Annotated in this window: 18 protein-coding genes and 2 tRNA genes; 11 read left to right on the top strand and 9 right to left on the bottom strand. The window is 31.9% G+C overall.

Annotation, left to right across the window (positions count from 1 at the left end):
- Window positions 1-86: 86 nt before the first annotated feature.
- The 3 genes from C8N26_RS02030 to C8N26_RS02020 form a co-directional block, all read right to left on the bottom strand.
- The gene (locus tag C8N26_RS02030; RefSeq protein ID WP_147418472.1) at window positions 87-950 is read right to left on the bottom strand and encodes a hypothetical protein; all 864 of its coding nucleotides are present in this window, start codon (window positions 948-950) and stop codon (window positions 87-89) included.
- A gap of 74 nt (window positions 951-1,024) precedes the next feature.
- Entirely contained in the window at window positions 1,025-1,927 is a 903-nt protein-coding gene (locus tag C8N26_RS02025; RefSeq protein WP_120185805.1) for a hypothetical protein, read from the bottom strand.
- 46 nt (window positions 1,928-1,973) lie between these two features.
- On the bottom strand, window positions 1,974-2,684 hold the full coding sequence (locus C8N26_RS02020) for a class I SAM-dependent methyltransferase (RefSeq protein ID WP_245962512.1): 711 nt from the start codon (window positions 2,682-2,684) through the stop codon (window positions 1,974-1,976).
- A 56-nt stretch (window positions 2,685-2,740) separates the two neighbouring features.
- Here C8N26_RS02020 and C8N26_RS02015 point away from each other — a divergent pair, with 56 nt between their 5' ends.
- On the top strand, window positions 2,741-3,280 hold the full coding sequence (locus C8N26_RS02015) for a ComF family protein (protein ID WP_245962511.1): 540 nt from the start codon (window positions 2,741-2,743) through the stop codon (window positions 3,278-3,280).
- Window positions 3,281-3,334: 54 nt separating this feature from the next.
- Window positions 3,335-4,933 carry an Ig-like domain-containing protein gene (locus tag C8N26_RS02010; RefSeq protein ID WP_120185803.1) on the top strand — a complete coding sequence of 533 codons (1,599 nt, stop codon included), beginning with the start codon at window positions 3,335-3,337 and terminating at the stop codon, window positions 4,931-4,933.
- Window positions 4,934-4,979: 46 nt separating this feature from the next.
- On the opposite strand, the gene polA is transcribed toward C8N26_RS02010, so the two are convergent.
- On the bottom strand, window positions 4,980-7,811 hold the full coding sequence (gene polA, locus C8N26_RS02005) for a DNA polymerase I (RefSeq protein ID WP_120185802.1): 2,832 nt from the start codon (window positions 7,809-7,811) through the stop codon (window positions 4,980-4,982).
- 172 nt (window positions 7,812-7,983) lie between these two features.
- On the opposite strand from polA, the gene C8N26_RS02000 reads away from it, so the two are divergent.
- Both C8N26_RS02000 and C8N26_RS01995 read left to right on the top strand, forming a co-directional pair.
- Complete coding sequence (locus C8N26_RS02000; protein WP_120185801.1) at window positions 7,984-9,210, top strand: metallophosphoesterase; 1,227 nt, start codon at window positions 7,984-7,986, stop codon at window positions 9,208-9,210.
- 88 nt (window positions 9,211-9,298) lie between these two features.
- Window positions 9,299-9,592 carry a thioredoxin family protein gene (locus C8N26_RS01995; protein ID WP_028891495.1) on the top strand — a complete coding sequence of 98 codons (294 nt, stop codon included), beginning with the start codon at window positions 9,299-9,301 and terminating at the stop codon, window positions 9,590-9,592.
- On the opposite strand, the gene C8N26_RS01990 is transcribed toward C8N26_RS01995, so the two are convergent.
- Window positions 9,589-10,218 carry a polysaccharide deacetylase family protein gene (locus C8N26_RS01990; RefSeq protein ID WP_120185800.1) on the bottom strand — a complete coding sequence of 210 codons (630 nt, stop codon included), beginning with the start codon at window positions 10,216-10,218 and terminating at the stop codon, window positions 9,589-9,591. The genes C8N26_RS01995 and C8N26_RS01990 overlap by 4 nt on opposite strands.
- Before the next feature lie 3 nt (window positions 10,219-10,221).
- Window positions 10,222-13,329, bottom strand: coding sequence for a glycosyltransferase family 117 protein (locus tag C8N26_RS01985; protein ID WP_120185799.1), 3,108 nt, complete (start codon window positions 13,327-13,329; stop codon window positions 10,222-10,224).
- A 216-nt stretch (window positions 13,330-13,545) separates the two neighbouring features.
- On the opposite strand from C8N26_RS01985, the gene C8N26_RS01980 reads away from it, so the two are divergent.
- From C8N26_RS01980 to C8N26_RS01970, 3 genes are all read left to right on the top strand, one after another.
- A tRNA-Gln gene (locus C8N26_RS01980) sits at window positions 13,546-13,616 on the top strand.
- 95 nt (window positions 13,617-13,711) lie between these two features.
- A tRNA-Gln gene (locus tag C8N26_RS01975) sits at window positions 13,712-13,782 on the top strand.
- 86 nt (window positions 13,783-13,868) lie between these two features.
- The gene (locus C8N26_RS01970) at window positions 13,869-14,354 is read left to right on the top strand and encodes a DUF4252 domain-containing protein (protein ID WP_028891493.1); all 486 of its coding nucleotides are present in this window, start codon (window positions 13,869-13,871) and stop codon (window positions 14,352-14,354) included.
- A 97-nt stretch (window positions 14,355-14,451) separates the two neighbouring features.
- Here the strand turns inward: C8N26_RS01970 and C8N26_RS01965 are convergent, their stop codons facing one another.
- Window positions 14,452-14,799, bottom strand: coding sequence for an arsenate reductase family protein (locus C8N26_RS01965; RefSeq protein ID WP_120185798.1), 348 nt, complete (start codon window positions 14,797-14,799; stop codon window positions 14,452-14,454).
- A 107-nt stretch (window positions 14,800-14,906) separates the two neighbouring features.
- On the opposite strand from C8N26_RS01965, the gene C8N26_RS01960 reads away from it, so the two are divergent.
- A complete protein-coding gene (locus tag C8N26_RS01960) occupies window positions 14,907-15,362 on the top strand; it encodes a DinB family protein (RefSeq protein WP_028891491.1) in 456 nt (151 codons plus the stop codon).
- 52 nt (window positions 15,363-15,414) lie between these two features.
- Window positions 15,415-16,563, top strand: a complete 1,149-nt coding sequence (locus C8N26_RS01955; protein ID WP_120185797.1) for a cystathionine gamma-synthase — start codon at window positions 15,415-15,417, stop codon at window positions 16,561-16,563.
- A gap of 75 nt (window positions 16,564-16,638) precedes the next feature.
- On the opposite strand, the gene C8N26_RS01950 is transcribed toward C8N26_RS01955, so the two are convergent.
- Complete coding sequence (locus C8N26_RS01950) at window positions 16,639-17,247, bottom strand: superoxide dismutase (protein WP_028891489.1); 609 nt, start codon at window positions 17,245-17,247, stop codon at window positions 16,639-16,641.
- Between the two features lie 311 nt (window positions 17,248-17,558).
- Window positions 17,559-18,593, bottom strand: a complete 1,035-nt coding sequence (fbp, locus tag C8N26_RS01940) for a class 1 fructose-bisphosphatase (protein ID WP_120185795.1) — start codon at window positions 18,591-18,593, stop codon at window positions 17,559-17,561.
- A 145-nt stretch (window positions 18,594-18,738) separates the two neighbouring features.
- On the opposite strand from fbp, the gene C8N26_RS01935 reads away from it, so the two are divergent.
- Together C8N26_RS01935 and C8N26_RS01930 are read left to right on the top strand one after the other, a co-directional pair.
- On the top strand, window positions 18,739-19,221 hold the full coding sequence (locus tag C8N26_RS01935; RefSeq protein WP_120185794.1) for a GNAT family N-acetyltransferase: 483 nt from the start codon (window positions 18,739-18,741) through the stop codon (window positions 19,219-19,221).
- On the top strand, window positions 19,208-20,461 hold the full coding sequence (locus tag C8N26_RS01930) for an aspartate kinase (RefSeq protein ID WP_120185793.1): 1,254 nt from the start codon (window positions 19,208-19,210) through the stop codon (window positions 20,459-20,461). Before C8N26_RS01935 ends, C8N26_RS01930 begins: the two co-directional genes overlap by 14 nt.
- Window positions 20,462-20,477: the final 16 nt, after the last annotated feature.

Raw genomic sequence — 20,477 nt, 5'->3', positions numbered from 1 at the left:
TTTGAACTTAGGGTATTGAAAAAGAAAAAAGTGAAGAATTTAGTTAACTCTTCACTTTTGTTAAAATATTGTAAGTAATTATTGTTTTATTTAAGCTTGATTTTAGTGTTTCCAGAGTATACTCCGTCTACAAATGCACTTATAACGTAAGTACCTTTTTTAATATCGTCACGATTAACCAATACTAAAGAAACTAAGCTTAAGCGATTGTTATCGTAATTTACTTCGAGTGAATCGGTGTATTGAATTTTAACACCAGTTTTTAAACTAAATTTTCCTTTCGGAGCAATTACATTTTTGTTTTCATCAGTAATTTGAATGTATACTCTTTTTTCTCCAGCAGAAGTGATAGGGTTTTCTAATAAATCAAAATTTATTCGAAAGGCATCAGTTCTATTAGATCTAGAGGTTGAGGTAAGTTTTCCGCTACTACGTTCTTTCATTGCAACTGCTTTAACAGGACTTGTTTTAATAATACCTCCAATAGCTACTTTAGCTTCTAGTTCTTTATTTTTTTCTGCTAAATTTTCATTTACACTATCTTTTTGTTGTAAAATTTCATTAGCAATAACATTTTCTTGAGTTAAGGCTTCGTTAGCACTGTTTAAAGAATCTATTTGAATAAATAACTTTTTGTTTTCGCGCTCTAGGGTTGCAATTCTTCTTCGGTATTTTCGGATTAAATTGAAATTGTCAGATTTTAAATCTTTAATAGAGTCTCTTAAACTTTTCATTTTTGTTAGCTCTATTTCTAATCTATCAGCTAAACGTTTTTTACCTACAACAACATCTGTATAATCTTTAATCATTTCGTCAAGATCTTGCTGTAAATCGGCTTTTTCTTCTAAGAAAATGTTGTTAAGTGTTTTGTTTTCGCTTGATTTTTGTTGAGCATAAAAAATTAGGAAAAGAGTTAGGATAGCTAATATAATAATTAGCGTATTCTTCATTTTTTGATGAGTCATGATTTTAGGGGAATTGAATTTATATTATGTATTTTCTATCTATTTTGAGGTTAATTTTTTTATTTTAAAGCTAATGAATTGTTGCCTACATTAATATTATTTACAAAGGTATTAATGTGGTACACACCAGCATTAATTTTGTTATTTATATTTACAAATGATACTATTGATATTTGGCTATTGTTATAATCGGTTATAAAAACATCACTACATTGTATCTTTTTACTGTTATGTGAACATGGTTCTTTTATAGGAGCAACAACATTATTGTTATTATCAGTAATTTGAATATGCACTTCTTTAGGTCCTGGTGATGCTACTTTATTTTCTAACAAATCGAACTCTATTTTAAAAGCATTTACTTTTTCTGATCTTGTTGTAGAAGTATATTTTCCATTTTTCCGTTTTTTAAGAGCTTCAGCTTTAATTGTAGATATTTCGATAACTTCAGCAATGGCGACTTTTTCTTTTAAAACTTGACGTTCTTTGTTTAGCTGATTATTTATACTAAATAGTTTTGTGTTTTGGTGTTCTTTAAAAAGTAATGCTTGATTAACACTATCATTTTTTGAAAGCAACTCATCGTTTATGCTACTGAGGTAGTTTATTTTTTCAAAAAGCTTATGGTTTTCTTCTATAAGAATTTTTGTTCTTTTTCTATAGTATCGTATAAATCTGTAATCTGCTTCTTTTAAGTTTTTAACAGAATCTCTTAGTTGAACAACTTTTTCTAATTCGTCTTTTAACCTTAAAGAATATTCATTTTTCTTATAACTAGCTTGCTTGTAGTCTTCTATAATAGTAGTAAGTTCTTGCTCTAATTCTTCTTTATCTAATTCGAAAACGGCTTTTAATTCAGAATAATCTCTAGCGTTTTGATAGGAAAGAACTCCTATAACAACCACTAATAGAATCAAAAAGGCAGCAAAGCCATTGTTTTTTATTTTTGAAGGGATCATCATTTTTAGTGGGGATGATGCATAATTGTGTTTTGTGCTAATATACTATTTATTTTTTAACACATTTGTAAATAAATGCAGGTGGAAAGTTTAAAGGTTCAAAACTTAGGTCAATATCGTTACCAAAAACATCTTTTAATTTCTTGTAATAAGTTAAACTGTATTGGTATTGAATAAAAGCTCCGTTGGTGGCAAGAAAATTATAATTCTTAACTAAAATAGCATGAGAAATTTCTTTCGGAATAATAGTTAAGGGCAAACTAGAAATAATATAATCTGCTTTAGTGTAGCCTAACTTTTCAAGTTCAGTTTTAATTTTTTCAGCAGAAGCTTTTAGAACTATTAGTTGAGGGTGTTTTATCTTTTGTAACTCTTGATAAAAAGCATCATTAATTTCAAAACAAATTAATATAGTATTGGAGTTTATTTTGTTTAAAATATGATGAGTTATAGCTCCATTACCAGGGCCTAGTTCTACAATTACTTTCGCAGTAGTAAAATCAATCTCTTTTAGCATTTTATTAGCCAAATACCTTGAGCTAGGAATAATCGTACCTGATGTTTTGTAGTTTTTTACTGCTTCTTTAAAAAAATTAAATTTAGTGCTCAAAATATCGTTTTCTGTTACTTTTTGTATCTTTCTGTTAAAAAAGGCTTGTAAAGATGCAATTTTTAAAAGACATATTTTATGTATTCTATCCCAATTTATGTATAAATTGTGAAATAGCATTACTTCAAAATGAAAAATTTCTTTGTACATTTTGTAAAAATGATCTACCAATTATAGACGATAATGAGCATATAAATGTTACATTAATGTCAACTTTTTATGGTAGAGTTCCTATAGAAGATGTACGTTCGTTTTTATATTATCAAAAAGATGGAATTACACAAAAAATAATTCATCAATTAAAATATAAAAATCAACCACAAATAGGAGGGTTCATAGGTGAGTGGTTTGGATATAATTTAGTAGAAGCCAATGTTTTTAAGGGCATAGATTATATTGTCCCTGTTCCACTACATCCTAAAAAACAGAGGAAGAGAGGTTATAATCAAGTAACGTTGTTTGGAGAAACATTAAGCAAAATTCTTGGTGTTGAATATAAATCAAACGTGCTTATTAGATACTCAACAACTAAAACACAAACATTAAAGCAGCGGTTTGAACGTTTTTCTGACAGCAAAACAAAATTCAAATTAGCAAACACAACAATTTTTGAAAATAAGCATGTTTTATTGATTGATGATGTGATTACTACTGGAGCAACGATAGAAGCTTGTGCAAACGAATTATTAAAAACGAAAAACATAACCATTAGTGTTGCTACCATGGCGTATACTCAAAAAGCATAATAACTTTCCATCTTAATTTACTACTTTTGAAATTGGATTTAAAACCATCAGTTTGTGAAAAATAAACATCTTATTTTAATAACACTTTTTGCTTTTATCATTAGTAGTTGTGCACGTAAAGGAAGACCCGAAGGAGGGCCAAAAGATGAAACAGCACCCATTATGGTTACTGCAAATCCGCCATACGAAACCATTCATTTTAAAGAAGATAATATTCGTATTTACTTCGATGAGTATATTGTTTTAAAAGATTTACAAAAACAATTAGTGGTATCTCCTCCGATGAAAAATCCACCACTAATTACTCCTCAAGGAACTCCGAGCAAATATATCAATATAAAAATATTAGATACTCTACAGCCTAATACAACGTACACGTTTAACTTCGGAAATGCAGTTCAAGATAATAATGAAAACAACAAATTAGAGAGTTTTAAGTATGTGTTTTCTACAGGGAGCTATATTGATTCGTTAAGAATAAAGGGATCTGTTACTGATGCTTTTGATAATAAAGAAGTAAAGGAAGTAAGTGTGTTATTGTATAAGTTAGACAGTGTTTACAACGACTCAATTATTTACAAACAAAAACCAAACTATGTAACCAGTACGTTAGATTCTACAAACTTTGAGTTTAGTAATTTACGTGAAGGGAAATATTTAATGCTTGCTTTAAAAGAGCAAGCAAACGACTATATTTTTAGTAGTAAAAATGATAAAATAGGTTTTGTAACAGACACGATTACATTACCTGCTGATAGTATTATAAACAAGCCAATTCGTTTTTTTAAAGAAATTCAACTGTATGAATTTAAAAGAGGGAAAGAAGTAACTAAAGGAAAAATTCAATTTGGATTTGAAGGAAAGCAGAGTGATATGAATATTGAACTACTTTCTGAAGTTCCACAAGATTTTAAATCATTTTCTCAGTTTGAAAAAGATAAGGATACACTAAACTATTGGTATACCCCGATTGAAAGAGATTCGCTAAACTTTATTGTAAATAACCTAAACTTTAAAGATACAGTTACTGTCTTTTTAAGAAAAAAACAGATTGACTCTTTATCAGTGTCATCAAATGTAGGTAGTGTTTTACATTTAAAAGACACAATGTTTATTCAGACGAACAACCCGATTGTTTCTATTGATAAATCCAAGTTTTCCTTAATAGATAAAGATACTGTTGAGGTAGCGTTTGAATTAAAAAAGCAATCGATTAACAAACTAGCCATCTTGTTTGAGAAGAAACCTAAATTTGGTTACATTTTTAAAGGATTACCGCAAGGAATTATAGATATTTACGAAACTACCAACGATACGTTAAATTACAAGTTTACAACTCGTGCAGTGGATGATTATGGAGGTATAGTATTAGATGTTAAAAAGGAAACACCATACCCAGTAATTATTCAATTATTGGTAAAAGATGAGGTGAAAGAAACAGTGTATCTTTCAGAATCAAAAAAAATAGAGTTTACCCTGTTAGAACCCAAAGAATATGCTATAAGAGCTATTATTGATAAAAATAATAACCGTGTGTGGGATACGGGTAATTTCTTAGAACGTAAACAACCAGAGCAAATTATTTATTACGGAACAGAACTTAAGTTAAGGGCTAACTGGGTAGTACAAAATGAAGTTTTTGTAATTAAATAACACAAGCACTTTTCGAAAAAATACTTGTGTTATTTTGAGGTTGGTGTTAGTGCGCCTCTAACCAATTTGCCCCTGTATCAATTTCAACATCTAACGGAACACTCATTTTAAAAGCGTTTTCCATTTCTTGTTTAATAATGGGTTTTATAACGTCTAACTCGTCTTTATGTGCATCAAAAACCAATTCATCATGTACTTGTAATAACATTTTTGATTTGAAGTTTTCTTGCTCAAATCGCTTGTAAATGTTAATCATGGCAAGTTTAATAATATCTGCAGCTGAACCTTGAATAGGCGCATTTACGGCATTTCTTTCCGCAGCACCACGAACAATAGCATTACGAGAATTGATATCTTTTAAATAACGACGACGTCCTAAAATAGTTTCTACATATCCGTGTTCACGAGCAAAATCTACTTGTTCGGCAATGTAACTTCTCAATTTAGGGTAGGTTGCATAGTATGTGTCAATCAATTCTTTAGCTTCCGAGCGAGTTAAGTCGGTTTGATTGCTCAATCCAAAGGCAGAAACTCCATAAATAATTCCGAAGTTTACTGTTTTAGCATTACTACGTTGTTCACGAGTTACTTCTTCAATAGGAACATTAAACACTTTTGCAGCAGTTGAAGCATGAATATCTTCACCGTGCTGAAAGGCTTTAATCATGGTTTCTTCTTCACTTAAAGCCGCAATGATTCGTAATTCTATCTGACTATAATCTGCTGCTAACAATACATAATTTTCATTTCTTGGGATGAAAGCTTTACGCACTTCTTGTCCGCGTTTTGTACGGATAGGAATATTTTGTAAGTTAGGGTTGTTTGAGCTTAAACGTCCAGTAGCAGCCACTGCTTGTGCATATACTGTGTGTACTCTTCCTGTTTTTGGATTGATTTCGTTAGGAAGCGCATCAACATAGGTACTTTGTAATTTTTTATATTGACGATATTCTAAAATATCTGACACTATCTGATGGTCTTTAGCTAAGTAAGAAAGCACATCTTCCGCAGTAGAATATTGTCCTGTTTTTGTTTTTTTAGGTTTATCAACTAATTTTAATTTATCAAACAAGATAGGGCCTAATTGCTTTGGAGAAGCAATGTTAAATTCTTCACCTGCTTGCTGGTAAATATTTTGCTCTAATTGTTGAATATCTTTGGTTAACTCTACCGATAGGGACTTTAAAAAGTCAGTATCTAAGTTAATTCCTTCAATTTCCATAGCTGATAATACAGATACCAAAGGAGTTTCAACTTCGTTGAACAGTTTGGTAACGTTTCCGCTTTCTAATTCCTTAGAAAAATGTTCTTTTAACTGATAAGTTACATCAGCATCCTCAACAGCATATTCAGTTTGTTTTGGCAATTCAACTTCACGCATAGAAAGTTGATTTTTACCTTTTTTACCAATTAACTCTGTAATAGAAACAGGTTGGTAGTTTAAATACGTCTCTGAAAGTACATCCATGTTATGACGCATATCTGGATTGATAAGGTAATGTGCTATCATGGTGTCGAATAAGTTACCTTTTACAGGCATGTTATAATTTGACAGTACTTTGATGTCGTATTTTAAATTATGACCTATTTTTTCAATATTCTCTGCTTCAAAAAATGGACGAAATTCTTCTAAAATAGTTTTAGTTTCTTCTTGATTTTCTGGAAAAACAACATAGTACCCTTTACCAATTTCCCAAGAAAAAGCAATACCTATCAATTCCACTTCTAAGGCTTTTAAACCTGTTGTTTCGGTGTCAAAACAAACAGAGTTTTGTTGTAATAACTTTTCTAATAAAAGTTTTCTTGAAAGAGGTGAGTTTACTAATTGGTAAAAATGATTGGTATTTTCAATGGTTTTAAATCCGTTGATATTGGTTTCTTCGAAAGTATTTCCACTACCTGGAGTTGCAAATAAATCGAATTGTCCAGAAGTACTTGTTTTCGTAGCTTTTGGTTTTTCAGCTGAAGAGGTGTTTGCTAGGTTTTCTTCTGGAGAAGCAAATGTTTTTAAGAAGTTTTCAGTTAAACGACGGAATTCTAAATCGGTGAAAATTTCTTTGGTAGCTTCAATATTAGGTTGCTCAAAAATCAGTTTATCTAATTCCAATTCTACAGGAACATCTAACATGATAGTAGCTAATTGTTTCGAAAGCATACCAAGTTCAGCATTGGCTTCAATCTTTTCTTTCATTTTGCCTTTTAACTCATGAGTGTTAGCAAGCAACCCTTCCATAGAACCATAAGCAGCAATAAACTTTTTAGCTGTTTTTTCACCCACACCAGGCAACCCAGGGATGTTATCAACAGAATCTCCCATCATACCTAAAAAGTCAATCACCTGTAATGGATCTTCAACTTCAAACTTGGCTTTTACCTCTTCAATACCCCATTTTTCGTATCCATTTCCCATACGAGGCGGACGGTACATAAAAATGTTATCAGAAACTAGCTGAGCAAAATCCTTATCAGGAGTTACCATATAGGTTTGTAAGCCTACTTTTTCGGCTTTTTTGGCCAGTGTTCCAATAATATCATCGGCTTCATATCCTTCTTTTACAATGGCAGGAATATTCATTGCTTCCAATATTTTTTCAATATAAGGAACTGCTAAACGAATAGCCTCTGGTGTTTCTTGTCGGTTAGCTTTGTAGTGTTCGAAAGCTTCAACACGGTCAGTACTACCTCCTTTATCGAAACATACTGCTAAATAATCTGGTTTTTCTCGTTTAATTACGTCCATTAAAGAGTTTGTAAACCCCATAATAGCAGAAGTATCTAAACCTTTAGAGTTGATTCTCGGATTTTTAATGAAAGCATAATAACCTCTAAAAATTAGTGCATATGCATCGAGTAGAAAAAGTCGTTTTTGATCTGCCATGTTGTATATTGAGTCTGTTGAATTAATTTGTTGACACCTATTTGTTTACGGTAAAAAGGCAATAATGTTTCTTCGTAAGAATTTTGAAGGTAAAGCTACAAAACTTTAACAAGATGTTAAAAACCAATTTTAAGATTCGCTGTATCTTTGTTTATCCTTAAAAATGAAGTAAATGTCTCGTTGGGTAATAACACTTATTATAGTAACAGCAATTATTATTCTGCTCGAAACTTATGCGTTTCAGGCAATAAAAACACTTACTAAAAGTAAAATTGTACAGTATAGTTGGTTGTTTGTAAGCTTGTTGGTATATACGAATTTTTTCTATGTAATTCTTACATCAGATAGAGGCTCTGGACAAACAATTAAGTTTCAATGGGCTGTGGGATTGCTTTTACTAGTTTTGGTGCCAAAATTAGTGGTATTATTACTGATGTTTGGTGAAGATGTTGTGAGACTAGTTCAAAAAGGGATTTCTTTTTTTTCTAAGGAAGAAACCAAAGATTTGGCAGGAAGAAGAGCTTTTGTGTCAAAGGTTGCCTTAGGGTTGGCTGCATTACCTTTTGCAAGTATGCTATATGGTATGGTTAAAGGGAAATACAATTACAAAGTATTAAAGTATCAATTAAGCTTTAAAGATTTACCCGAAGCTTTTGATGGTTTTACCATTTCTCATATCACCGATATTCATTCTGGAAGTTTTGACAACCAAGAGAAAATTCAATATGGAGTAGATTTAATTAATGAGCAACAATCAGACATGATTTTGTTTACAGGAGACATTGTAAATAATTTTGCTCATGAAATGGATGATTGGGTCTCTGTTTTTTCTCAATTAAAGGCTCCTGAAGGTAAGTTTTCCGTTTTAGGTAACCATGATTATGGTGATTATTCAGATTGGAAAAGTCCAAAAGATAAAAAAGCAAACTTTGATGCTATTAAAGATATTCATCCAAAAATAGGGTTTGATTTATTATTAAATGAAAACCGTTATATTGAAAAAGACGGGCAAAAAATCGCTTTGATAGGTGTAGAAAACTGGGGGAAAGGTCGTTTTAGTAAAAAAGGAGATTTAGCAAAAGCTTCTGAAGGGGTAAAACAAGATGATTTTAAGATTTTACTTTCCCATGATCCTAGTCATTGGGAACACATGGTAAAGAAAGATGAACATAACTATCAACTTACACTAAGCGGACATACACACGGGTTACAATTTGGAATTGAAATCCCAGGTTGGTTTAAATGGAGCCCCTCAAAATATGTGTATAAGCAATGGGCTGGATTATATGAAGAGTTTGGTAGGTATATTAACGTAAATAGAGGGTTCGGATACCATGCTTTTCCTGGAAGAGTAGGTATTTGGCCGGAAATTACTGTAATAGAGTTAAAAAAAGCCTGATTTTCAGTATTTTTTAAGGATAAAATAATATTTACCTAACAAAAAATTAGTAATTTTAGGCTCTTTACTGATTAAACTTATGCAAAAGATGACAAAGTTTGGTGAAATTATAAGTATTAACAAGCCTGTGTTAATTGATTTTTATGCAGATTGGAGTGAGTTTGAACCTAGTTTAGACACACTTCGTGATGTTGCTGCTGCTTTGGGTGATAAAGCTAAGGTTATCAAAATTGATATTAAAAAGAATGAAATTCTTGCTGAAGCTTTGCGTGTAAAGGGAAATCCTACATTTATGATTTATAAAAATGGGGAAATGAAGTGGCGTCAAACAGGTGAGCAAGATGCAAACACGTTAATTGGTTTGGTGCAGCAATACGTTTAATTAATCGCCTTAAATTCGTAACCTCTTTCCGAAAATTCTCGAAGTATTTTTGGTAGTGCATAGTATAGCTTTTCACTAGCTTTTATGCTATCGTGAAAAACGATGATACTTCCGTTTTGTGTGTTATTAAGTACGTTTTTTAAACATTCTTTTTTTGTGATAGTCGGATCAAAATCTGCTGACAATACATCCCACATAATAATTTTATAACCGTTGGCAAGAAGTTGTTTGGCTTGTTTTCTTTTTATTTTTCCATACGGAGGACGAAATGATTTTGTTTTTTGACGTGGTAATAAGCTTTCACATTTACTAGTGTTTTCAATATAAGTCGTATCACTATTTTTCCAGCCGTTTAAGTGATTAAAAGTGTGATTGCCTACCGAATGTCCTTCCTTAACTATTCTTGAAAAAACAGCCGGGTGTTTTTGTATGTTGTCACCTATACAAAAAAAAGTGGCTTTCGCATTAAATTGTTTAAGTTGATCAAGTACAAACTCTGTTACTTCTGGGATAGGTCCATCATCAAAAGTTAGAAAGATTTCTTTTCTATCAGAAAAAAAAGACCACGTATACTTAGCAAATAAACGTTTAAGTATACGTGGCGTTTTTATAAAATAGAACCTCATTAATTAAGGTTTTATAGAGTCTAATTGTTCTAGTTCTAACTCTTCTTCGGTAGGAGCTCTAAAGAATCTTTCGTGAACCATATAGTCTTGGAATGCTTTTTTACCGTATTCTTCATCTTTGTCATAACGTACAATTTGCTGAATAATGTTTTGATACATGTATAAATTCGTTTGTATGTTATCTTCTACAAGGTAAAGATCTTTAGGTTTAAAAGTAATATAATATTGTAGTTTTTGTTGAAAAATGTCAATCAATGTTTCAGCAGTTTCACGAGCTTTATCAATGTCACCAATACGGTAGTACAATTCTGGATATCCTAAAGAGAAATTATAGTGATCAAAACTTCTAATAGGCATTTTGTGTAAGGATAAATCTAACACGTCTTTTGCATTTACAGAATCACCTTTTTGTAAAAATTCTTCCGATAAACGAATTAAGTTATTACGTAATGAAATAGCGTTACGTTTACTTTGCTCGTCTAAATAAATTTCTCCATTATTAATAGTTTTCCAATCCCATTTTTTAACATTAGCATACATTTTTTCTGGGTCGATACGTCCCATTTCAAAAATAGATTGTCCTTCATTAGAAGTTTTAATAGGAACTAGTTTGTAAGACATTCCATCTAGCTGTAAATAATCTTTCAACCAAATGTATTCTTCATCAGCATTGGCACCACCTGTGAAATAAAGAGGGCGTTTCCAATCGAAATTGTTTAAGATGTCTAGCATTAATAAACGTGCTTTTGATAAGCCTCTATCATCAACAGTAATATCAATATAATCTACCATTTTATCAGCGTCTTTTGCTGCTACTAGCCCTGTTTTTAACGCATTTTCTTTATTAACAGGAATACGGATTTTATTGGTTGGATAGAATTTTTCTTTAGCACCATCTCCAGCATCTAAATAGGTAGCGTCGTTATCACTAGCTATCCAACGCATAAAGTCACTAATAGAAAGAACAGAATCTTTTAATTGCGGAATAGGATAGTGGTACGCCATATCTAATGTTCCGTACTTATACTGATCGTGCGTTAATTGTGATGGAATAGGATCGGCTGTATACGTTTTCTTTTTCATTTGATCTATATACCAATCTGTTTGAAAAAGACTTGTGTTTACAACTTTAATATCTCTACGTACACCTTCAACTTGTTGCATATACCATAGAGGGAATGTATCGTTATCACCAATGGTGAAAATAATAGCATTTGGATCACAACTTTCTAAATAAGTTTGTGCATTTAATTGTGCTAAATAACGGTCAGATCTATCGTGATCGTCCCAGTTTTGGAAGCCCATTAAAGTAGGAACAGCTAGCAGTGAAACCACTGAAACAGCAATAGCAACTACCTTTTTACTAGCATACTTTTTAAAGTAATCATATAAGGCAAGTACTCCGAAACCAATCCAAATAGCAAAAACATAAAACGAACCAACTACTGCATAATCACGTTCACGTGGTTCAAATGGTTTTGGGTTGGTGTAAAATATAATGGCGAGCCCTGTAAATAAGAAAAACAAGGTTAACACATAAAAACTCTTCTTATCTCTATTGAGTTGATACAACAAACCAATAAGACCTAAAATAAAAGGTAAAAAGAAGTAAGTGTTACGTCCTTTGTTGTTTTTTACATCATCAGGAAGGTTTTGTTGTGAACCTAAGCGGGCTTCATCAATAAAATTAATACCGCTTAACCAATTTCCGTTTTCAACATCCAAATGTCCTTGAATATCGTTTTGACGACCTACAAAATTCCACATAAAATAACGCCCGTACATATAGCCAAATTGATAGTCGACCATAAACTTTATGTTTTCTAAAAAGGTTGGGCGCCTTTTACTTCGAGCAGGAATTCCAGCAATGCTTTTGTATTGTTGCTCCGAAGCAGGATTAACCATACGAGGAATGAATCCTTTGTGTTTACTAGAATAGTTAGGAAGTACGTTTTTGTATCTGTTTACAATAACATACTTTCCATCTATTTTTTCATATTTAGGTTTGTCATCTTTATATGGGTTTTCTGCATCTTGTTCTCTGTCAAAAGCAACAGAGTAGTAATTGTCATAAAAAACATTAGCATCACCGTATTGTTCACGGTTGTAGTATGCTAACAATTCACGCGCACTTGAAGGATTGTTTTCGTTGATAATCGTGTCAGCATTAGCACGAATAGGTAACATTAACCAAGACGAGAATCCAATCATGATAAATAATACAGAAAGCACTAAGGTGTTTGCAGTAACCATATTTTTTTTACGCGTGTATTTTAATCCGTAAAAGAATAATCCTATCAATACTAATCCGGCAATAATGGTTCCTGTGTTATATGGTAAGCCTATCTGATTAATAAAAAATAATTCAGACGCACTAAAGAACTTTAAAGTGAAAGGGAATAAAAACTTAAACACAAAAGCTAATACTAAAATTGCCACTAAGGTTGCAATAGCTGTTGTTTTTACATTAATGTTCTTATAGGTTTTAAAGAAATATACTAAAACGATTGAAGGAATAACAAGCAATGATAAGATGTGTACACCAAAAGATAACCCTACCACAAAACTTATTAAAACTAACCATTTATTTCCTCTAGGAGTATTTAACTCACTTTCCCAGCGTAAACCTAACCAAAATAGTAGAGCCATTAAGAAAGAAGACATGGCATACACTTCACCTTCAACAGCACTAAACCAAAAACTATCAGAAAAAGTATAAGCTAAAGCTCCTACTAAACCACTACCTAATACAGCAATAGCTTCATTTTTACTAAATTTCCCATTTTTTATTGCCATTTTTCTAGCTAAACTAGTAATGGTCCAGAACATAAATAAAATAGTGAAGGCACTGGCTAAAGCAGACATAAAGTTTACCATTTTAGCTAGTTGACTAGGATCGCTAGTAAACATAGCAAAAAAAGCACCTAGCATTTGAAATAAAGGAGCTCCAGGTGGATGTCCTACCTCTAAATTTACTGCGGTTGCTATATATTCACCACAATCCCATGAACTTACTGTAGGTTCTAAGGTTAGGGTGTAGGTAATTAGTGCTATTGCAAATGAAACCCATCCTAAAATGATGTTCCACTTTTTATAGTTAGGCTCAGTCATAGTTTTTTATCTAGATATAAAGTACGAATGTATTAATTACTAATGATTTTTTCGTTGAAAACAAAAATATAATTTTAACGGTTTCTCTAAAATAACCTCCAGTATAAAGTTCTGTTAAATGAAGTTTTAGAGGTTTAAAAAGAAGTAAACAAAAAAAAGTATAAAAAATTTGTTGAAATAAAACTTTGTTTTATATTTGCACCCGCAATAAGCAATTGGCCTATGGTGTAATGGTAACACACCGGTTTTTGGTACCGATATTCAAGGTTCGAGTCCTTGTAGGCCAACAAAATCCTTACGAACTTCGTGAGGATTTTTTTATAAAAAGTGTTTAATGATTTCTAAATATAAAAGTTTGTTTTTATATTTGCACTGTAAACATTGGCCCATGGTGTAATGGTAACACACCGGTTTTTGGTACCGATATTCAAGGTTCGAGTCCTTGTGGGCCAACTAAAAAGTCTTAACTGAATAAGTTAAGGCTTTTTTGTTTGTAACAAATTCTTATTAGCGTCGTCTTCATTTAAAACACTATTATTATGAAACGAATTGTAACTATCTTTTTTTGCCTTTTTATATTAAGTACTGCTTTTGCACAAGAACAAAACTTTAAAGAATTCTATCAATCTAATAAAGACAAAGCTGAAGTATCTTTAAATATTCCTAGTTTTTTTGCTAACATGTTTATCTCTGATGAAGACACTGATGAATTTGGAGTGTTTTTAAAGAAATCTAAAAACTATAAAATCATGGTGTTTAATAACAACATGGTTTCTGTTCAAAAAGACTTTCAAAAGTTTGCTAGAAAAAATAAATTAAAAACTTTAGTTAGAGTAAAAGACGGTAAAGAAAGAGTTACGGTGTATTTTAGAGAAAGTAAAGATCGTATTAAAGAAATTATTGTTAATGTTCATGATAATACAGATGAGTTAGTTTTATTAGGAATTAAAACCAACCTTACAATGGATGAATTATCAGCTATGGTAGAAGCATCTACAAAAAATAAAAGTATTGCTTCAAATTAAAATACTTCTAAGTTCTCTGAGCGAAGTTGAAGGGAAATTTAGTAAATCTAACCTTGATTATATAGAAAACTCCGACAATTTTTGTCGGAGTTTTTATTTAGTCAAGTATAGCTTTTAAGCTTTCTACTACTTTCTTACTGTTCCCAATAAAAATTTGGTTATCAACAATAAAAACAGGACGTTTTAAAAACGTGTATTCATCTAAAATATACTGACGATAATCAGCTTCAGTAACATTTTGATTTTTCAAATCCATTTCTTTGTACAATTTTGCTCTTTTGTTAAATAAACTCTCATAACTATCTGTCATAGCACGCATTTCTTCTAACTGAGCAACAGTAATTGGTTGGGTTTTTATTTCTTGCTTTTCAAATCCATCAAGATTCACTTCTTTTAAAATTCTTCGGCAAGTATCACAAGTTTGTAAAAAATAAACTTTCTTCATTGTATTATGTTTTTAAGACATTAGTTTTAACCATTAAATAATAAATACTCAATACAGGTTTTCATGGTTAAATAGGTATCTTTGAAATAGCTAAAATAAGTAGAAAAATGAACAAACAATTTGAAGTTTTAAAAAGATCAAGAGAATTAGTTATAAAAAGAATAGAAGGATTAACATCAGAGCAATTACATACAATTCCAGAAGGGTTTAATAACAATATTGCATGGAATGTTGCTCATTTAGTTGTAACACAGCAGTTATTACATTACAAATTATCAGGATTAAATTGTTTAGCTCCAGATGAATTAATTGAAGAGTATAGAAAAGGAACTTTTCCAACGAAAGAATTTACCGAAGAAGAATTTGAGGAAGTAAAAGAGTTATTACTTGGTTTACCAGATACATTACAAGAAGATTTTGAAGCAGGAATTTTTACAGAATACGAAAAATATGAAACTAGCACAGGTTTTGTAATTGATTCTATTGAAAGTGCTATTGCATTTAATAATTTACATGAAGGAATGCATTTAGGTATTATAATGACTTTAACAAAATTGGTATAATGGCTATTTGTATACCGAATTAACTCTGAAGAAAAACAGCAAATACAAGTAAATGAAGTTTAATACCAAAGCCATACACGGAGGGCAAGAGCACGAAGAAGCTACAGGAGCAGTAATGCCTCCAATTTTTCAAACGTCAACTTATGCACAGTCGAGTCCGGGAGTGAACAAAGGCTATGCGTATTCACGTTCAGCAAACCCTACACGTACCGCCTTAGAAAATGCATTTGCTTCTCTTGAAAATGGAACACACGGATTTGCTTTTTCTTCTGGTTTATCGGCTATTGATTGTGTGCTTCGCACATTAAATCCAGGTGATGAGGTTATTGCAGGCGATGATATTTATGGGGGAACCTATCGAATGTTTACCAACATGTTTGAAAAATATGGATTGAAGTTTCAGTATGTTGACATGAATGAAGTTGTCAATGTAGTTAATGCAATTTCAGAAAAAACAAAACTGATTTGGATAGAAACACCCACGAATCCGTTAATGAAAATTGCGGATATAGAGGAAATAACCAAAGCAGTGAAAAATAAAAAACCGGCTATTGTAGTAGCGGTAGATAACACTTTTGCAACACCGTATTTACAGCGTCCGTTAGATTTAGGAGTTGATATTGTAATGCATTCAGCAACTAAATATTTAGGTGGGCATTCCGATTTGGTGATGGGAGCTTTAATGGTTAAAGATGCTAAACTAGCAGAAGAACTACACTTTATTCAGTTTGCTGTGGGCGCTATTGCAGGACCTATGGATTCATTTTTGGCACTTCGTGGAGTAAAAACCTTGCATTTACGTATGCAGCGTCATTGTGAAAATGGGAAAGCAGTAGCTAAATATTTATCAGAACATCCAAAAGTAGGAGAGGTATTTTATCCAGGATTAGAGAATCATCCAAATCATGAAATAGCCAAAAAACAAATGTATGATTTTGGAGGTATGGTTTCTTTTAGATTGAAAGATGAAAGTAAACAAGCAGCTTTAACTTTTTTAGAAAACACTAAAATATTTACGTTAGCAGAATCACTAGGAGGAGTAGAAAGCTTGGTAAGTCATCCAGTAACGATGACGCATGCATCTATTCCTGAAGCGGATCGTTTAAAAATAGGAATTACCGATTCTTTAATTCGCTTGAGTGTTGGGGTAGAAGATATAGATGATTTATTGGCTGATTTAGAACAAGCGCTTTCAAAGTAGAAAGGCTATTAAAAATAAAAACAAAAAAAACCGAAGTACACGTACTCCGGTTTTTTTATTGTACAAAAGGTAAAATTATTTAGCTTCTGCGTATCTTCTTTCTACTTCGTTCCAGTTAACTACATTAAAGAAAGCCTCAATATAGTCAGGACGACGGTTTTGGTAGTTTAAGTAGTAAGCGTGTTCCCAAACATCTAATCCTAAAATAGGAGTTCCGCCACAAGTAACACCTGGCATTAATGGGTTGTCTTGGTTAGGAGTAGAGCAAATTTCTACTTTTCCTCCTTTGTGTACACATAACCAAGCCCATCCTGAACCAAATTGTGTAGCTGCTGCTTTAGAAAAAGCATCGATAAACGCTTCTTTCGATCCGAACTCAGCTTCAATAGCATCTCTTAACTCACCTGTTAAATACCCTCTATCTTCTGGGTTCATTACTGTCCAAAATAAAGAGTGGTTATAAAACCCACCTCCATTATTACGAACAGCAGCATTACTCATGTCTAAATTAGTTAAAATATCTTCGATAGATTTTCCTTCTAAATCAGTACCTGCAATAGCATTATTTAAGTTGTTTGTATATCCTTGGTGGTGCTTAGTATGGTGAATCTCCATAGTTCTAGCATCTATATTTGGTTCTAAAGCGTCGTAAGCATATCCTAATTCTGGTAATTCGAAAGCCATAATTATTTGTTTTTAAAAAGGTTAAATTTTTCGTTTTTCTGAATGTAAATTTAACCCAAAAAAATAAGGCAAACAACTGTTTGCCTTATGGATAATTTATTTAAGTATAAATAATAACTATTATTTAATTTTTGACTTGATGAATAGTAGTAAGGTAATAACTCCTATTATTTTTGAAATAATAATAGCTAAATGCCAATAACTCATAACAAAATACGTGTCATGTATGTTAATAGCTAGGTTTTTATCTTTAAAAAAAGAACCTATTGCTAATATTAAACAGATTAATATTACAAGCCATTTTACCACGATTAATAGTTTGGTTTATCATCAGCAGAAAATTCACTCATAAACTCTTCAGCTTTTTCTACCATTTGTATACTTCCGCAGTAAAAAGGAACACGTTGGTGTAACTCGGTTGGTTTAATGTCCATGATACGAGTAAATCCATCAGAAGCCTTTCCACCAGCTTGCTCACAAATAAACGCCATAGGATTACATTCGTATAATAAACGTAATTTTCCTTTAGGAGTGATGGCTGTAGCAGGGTAAATATATACACCACCTTTAATCATATTTCTATGGAAATCTGAAACTAACGATCCAATATAACGAGCCGTGTACGGACGGTTATCTGCTTCGTTTAATTCTTTACAGTGAATCAAAAAACGTTTCATTCCTTCCTGGAAATGCGTAAAATATCCTTCACTTACTGAGTAAATTCTACCAATCTCAGGATAACTCATGTTTGGGTGTGATAAGTAAAAAGTTCCGATAGCTGGATTTAACGTAAATCCGTTAACACCATTACCAGTAGTAAAAACTAACATAGTTGAAGTTCCGTAAGCTACATAACCAGCAGCTACTTGCTCGCTACCTTTTTGTAAAAAGTCTTCTTTAGTAACTGGAGTTCCTACAGGAGAAATTCTTCTGTAAATAGAAAAAATGGTACCAACAGATACGTTTACATCAATGTTAGATGACCCATCTAAAGGATCCATTAACAACACATATTTATTTTCGTTGGCTTTATTGTTTCCTTCAACAATTACAAAGTCGTCTTCCTCTTCACTGGCAATACCACAAACAATTTCACGGTTAATTAGTGTTTGTTTGAATAAATCATTAGCTAAAACATCTAGTTTTTGCTGCGCCTCACCTTGTACATTAATATCTCCAGCAGCTCCAGTAATGTCTACCAATCCTGCCTTCCTAATTTCGTGATTTACTACTTTGGCAGCAAGACGAATAGAGTTTATTAAACGAGATAATTCACCAGAAGAATATTTAAAGTCTTTTTGTTTGCTGATGATAAACTCACCCAGCGTCATATGCTTGTTACTCATGTCAAATTTTTGTGTTGTGCGTACAAAGATGCCAACTTTTATTTAGTAATTTAAAATTTTCAACAAAAAAATATGATGTGTTTTAATTTTTTATTTGTTTTAATAGAATATTTTAAGAAAAGTATCTTTACCCAAAAATTAAGAAATGAGTTTTATTATTAGAGTAGGAGAACAGAAAGACGCACAAGCTATTTTAGATTTAATAGTGGAGCTAGCTGTTTTTGAAAAAGAACCAGATGCAGTTGAGATTTCAGTTGAAGATTTAATTAAAGATGGTTTTTCAGATGCGCCAAAGTTTAAAACTTTTGTAGCTGAAGAGGATAATAAAATTATAGGGATGGCTTTGTTTTACGAACGCTATTCGACATGGAAAGGAAAGGCAATTCACCTAGAAGATTTAATGGTAACACAATCTAAAAGAGGTATTGGAGCAGGAAAAGCACTGTACACTTCTGTACTAAAGTATGCTTATGAAAATGGATGCAAAAGAGTAGCTTGGGAAGTGTTAGATTGGAATACAGGTGCTGTAGATTTTTATAGAGGTACTGGAGCAACAGTGTATGAAGAGTGGAGAGTATGCCATATGAATGAACAAAACTTACAACAATTTTGTAATGAGAATATTTAAGTTTGGAGGAGCATCAGTAAAAGATGCGAGTGGAGTGAAAAATGTTGCAAAAGTATTGCAACATGAAGGAATAGAAAATACGTTAGTAGTAATTTCTGCCATGGGAAAAATGACCAATGCTTTTGAACGTTTGGTCGATGGTTATTTTTATAAGAAGGAAGATTTTGAAGAAGCTTTAAGTTTTGTTGAGAACTTCCATCAACAAATGATGAATGATTTATTCACTCCAAATCACGAGATATACCACAAGGTAAATCATTTATTTGGCGAGCTGAGTGGATTTATGGTGCGAAATACTTCTAAAGATTACAATTTTGTATATGACCAAATGGTTGGTTTTGGTGAGTTATTATCAACAACTATTGTAAGTGCATATTTGTCTGAAATAGGAGTTAACAATCAATGGTTAGATGTAAGAGAATTAATTAAGACTGATGGTAATTACCGTGATGCTAAGATTGATTGGGGGAAAACCCAACAACAAATTCAAGATAAAGTTGATACTTCTCAATTGAATATAACCCAAGGATTCTTAGGAGGTTTTGGAGAACAAACAACAACGCTGGGTAGAGAAGGTTCTGATTATACCGCGGGTATTTTTGCCTATTGTTTGGATGCTGATAGTGTTACTATTTGGAAAGATGTTCAAGGAGTATTAAACGCAGACCCTAGAGTGTTTTCGGAAACAGCTTTGTTAAAAGAAATCTCGTATACCGAAGCTATTGAAATGGCGTTTTATGGAGCATCGGTAATTCACCCGAAAACTATTCAACCCTTAGAGCAAAAAAATATTCCATTGTTTGTACGATCGTTTGAAGATGTTACAAAATCGGGTACTTGCGTTGGTAGAGGTAAAAAAATAACTCCAGAAATACCATGTTACATTGTAAAGAAAAATCAAATTTTAGTAGCAATCTCTGCAAAAGATTTTTCATTTATGGTAGAAGATAATATCAGTGATGTTTTTAAAAAATTACACGAATACAAATTAAAAGTAAACTTAATTCAAAATTCTGCTATTAGTTTTTCTGTTTGTATTGAAGACAAGTACAATCATTTTAAAGATTTTTATAATGATTTAAAAGGAGCGTATAAGATTAAAGCTTACGAAGATACAACGTTGTTTACCATCCGTCATTTCGATGATGAAGCGATAGAAACTATTAGAAAGCGAGGAAAATCTATCATTCGACAGATTAATACAGAAACGGCGCAATTAGTGATTCAAGAAAACGTTTAAAGCTAGCAAAAAATGA

Origin of the sequence: Tenacibaculum lutimaris (assembly GCF_003610735.1) — a bacterium.
In the GTDB taxonomy this organism is placed as follows: Bacteria; Bacteroidota; Bacteroidia; order Flavobacteriales; family Flavobacteriaceae; genus Polaribacter; species Polaribacter lutimaris.
This window is presented reverse-complemented; position numbering and strand designations above follow the sequence as displayed.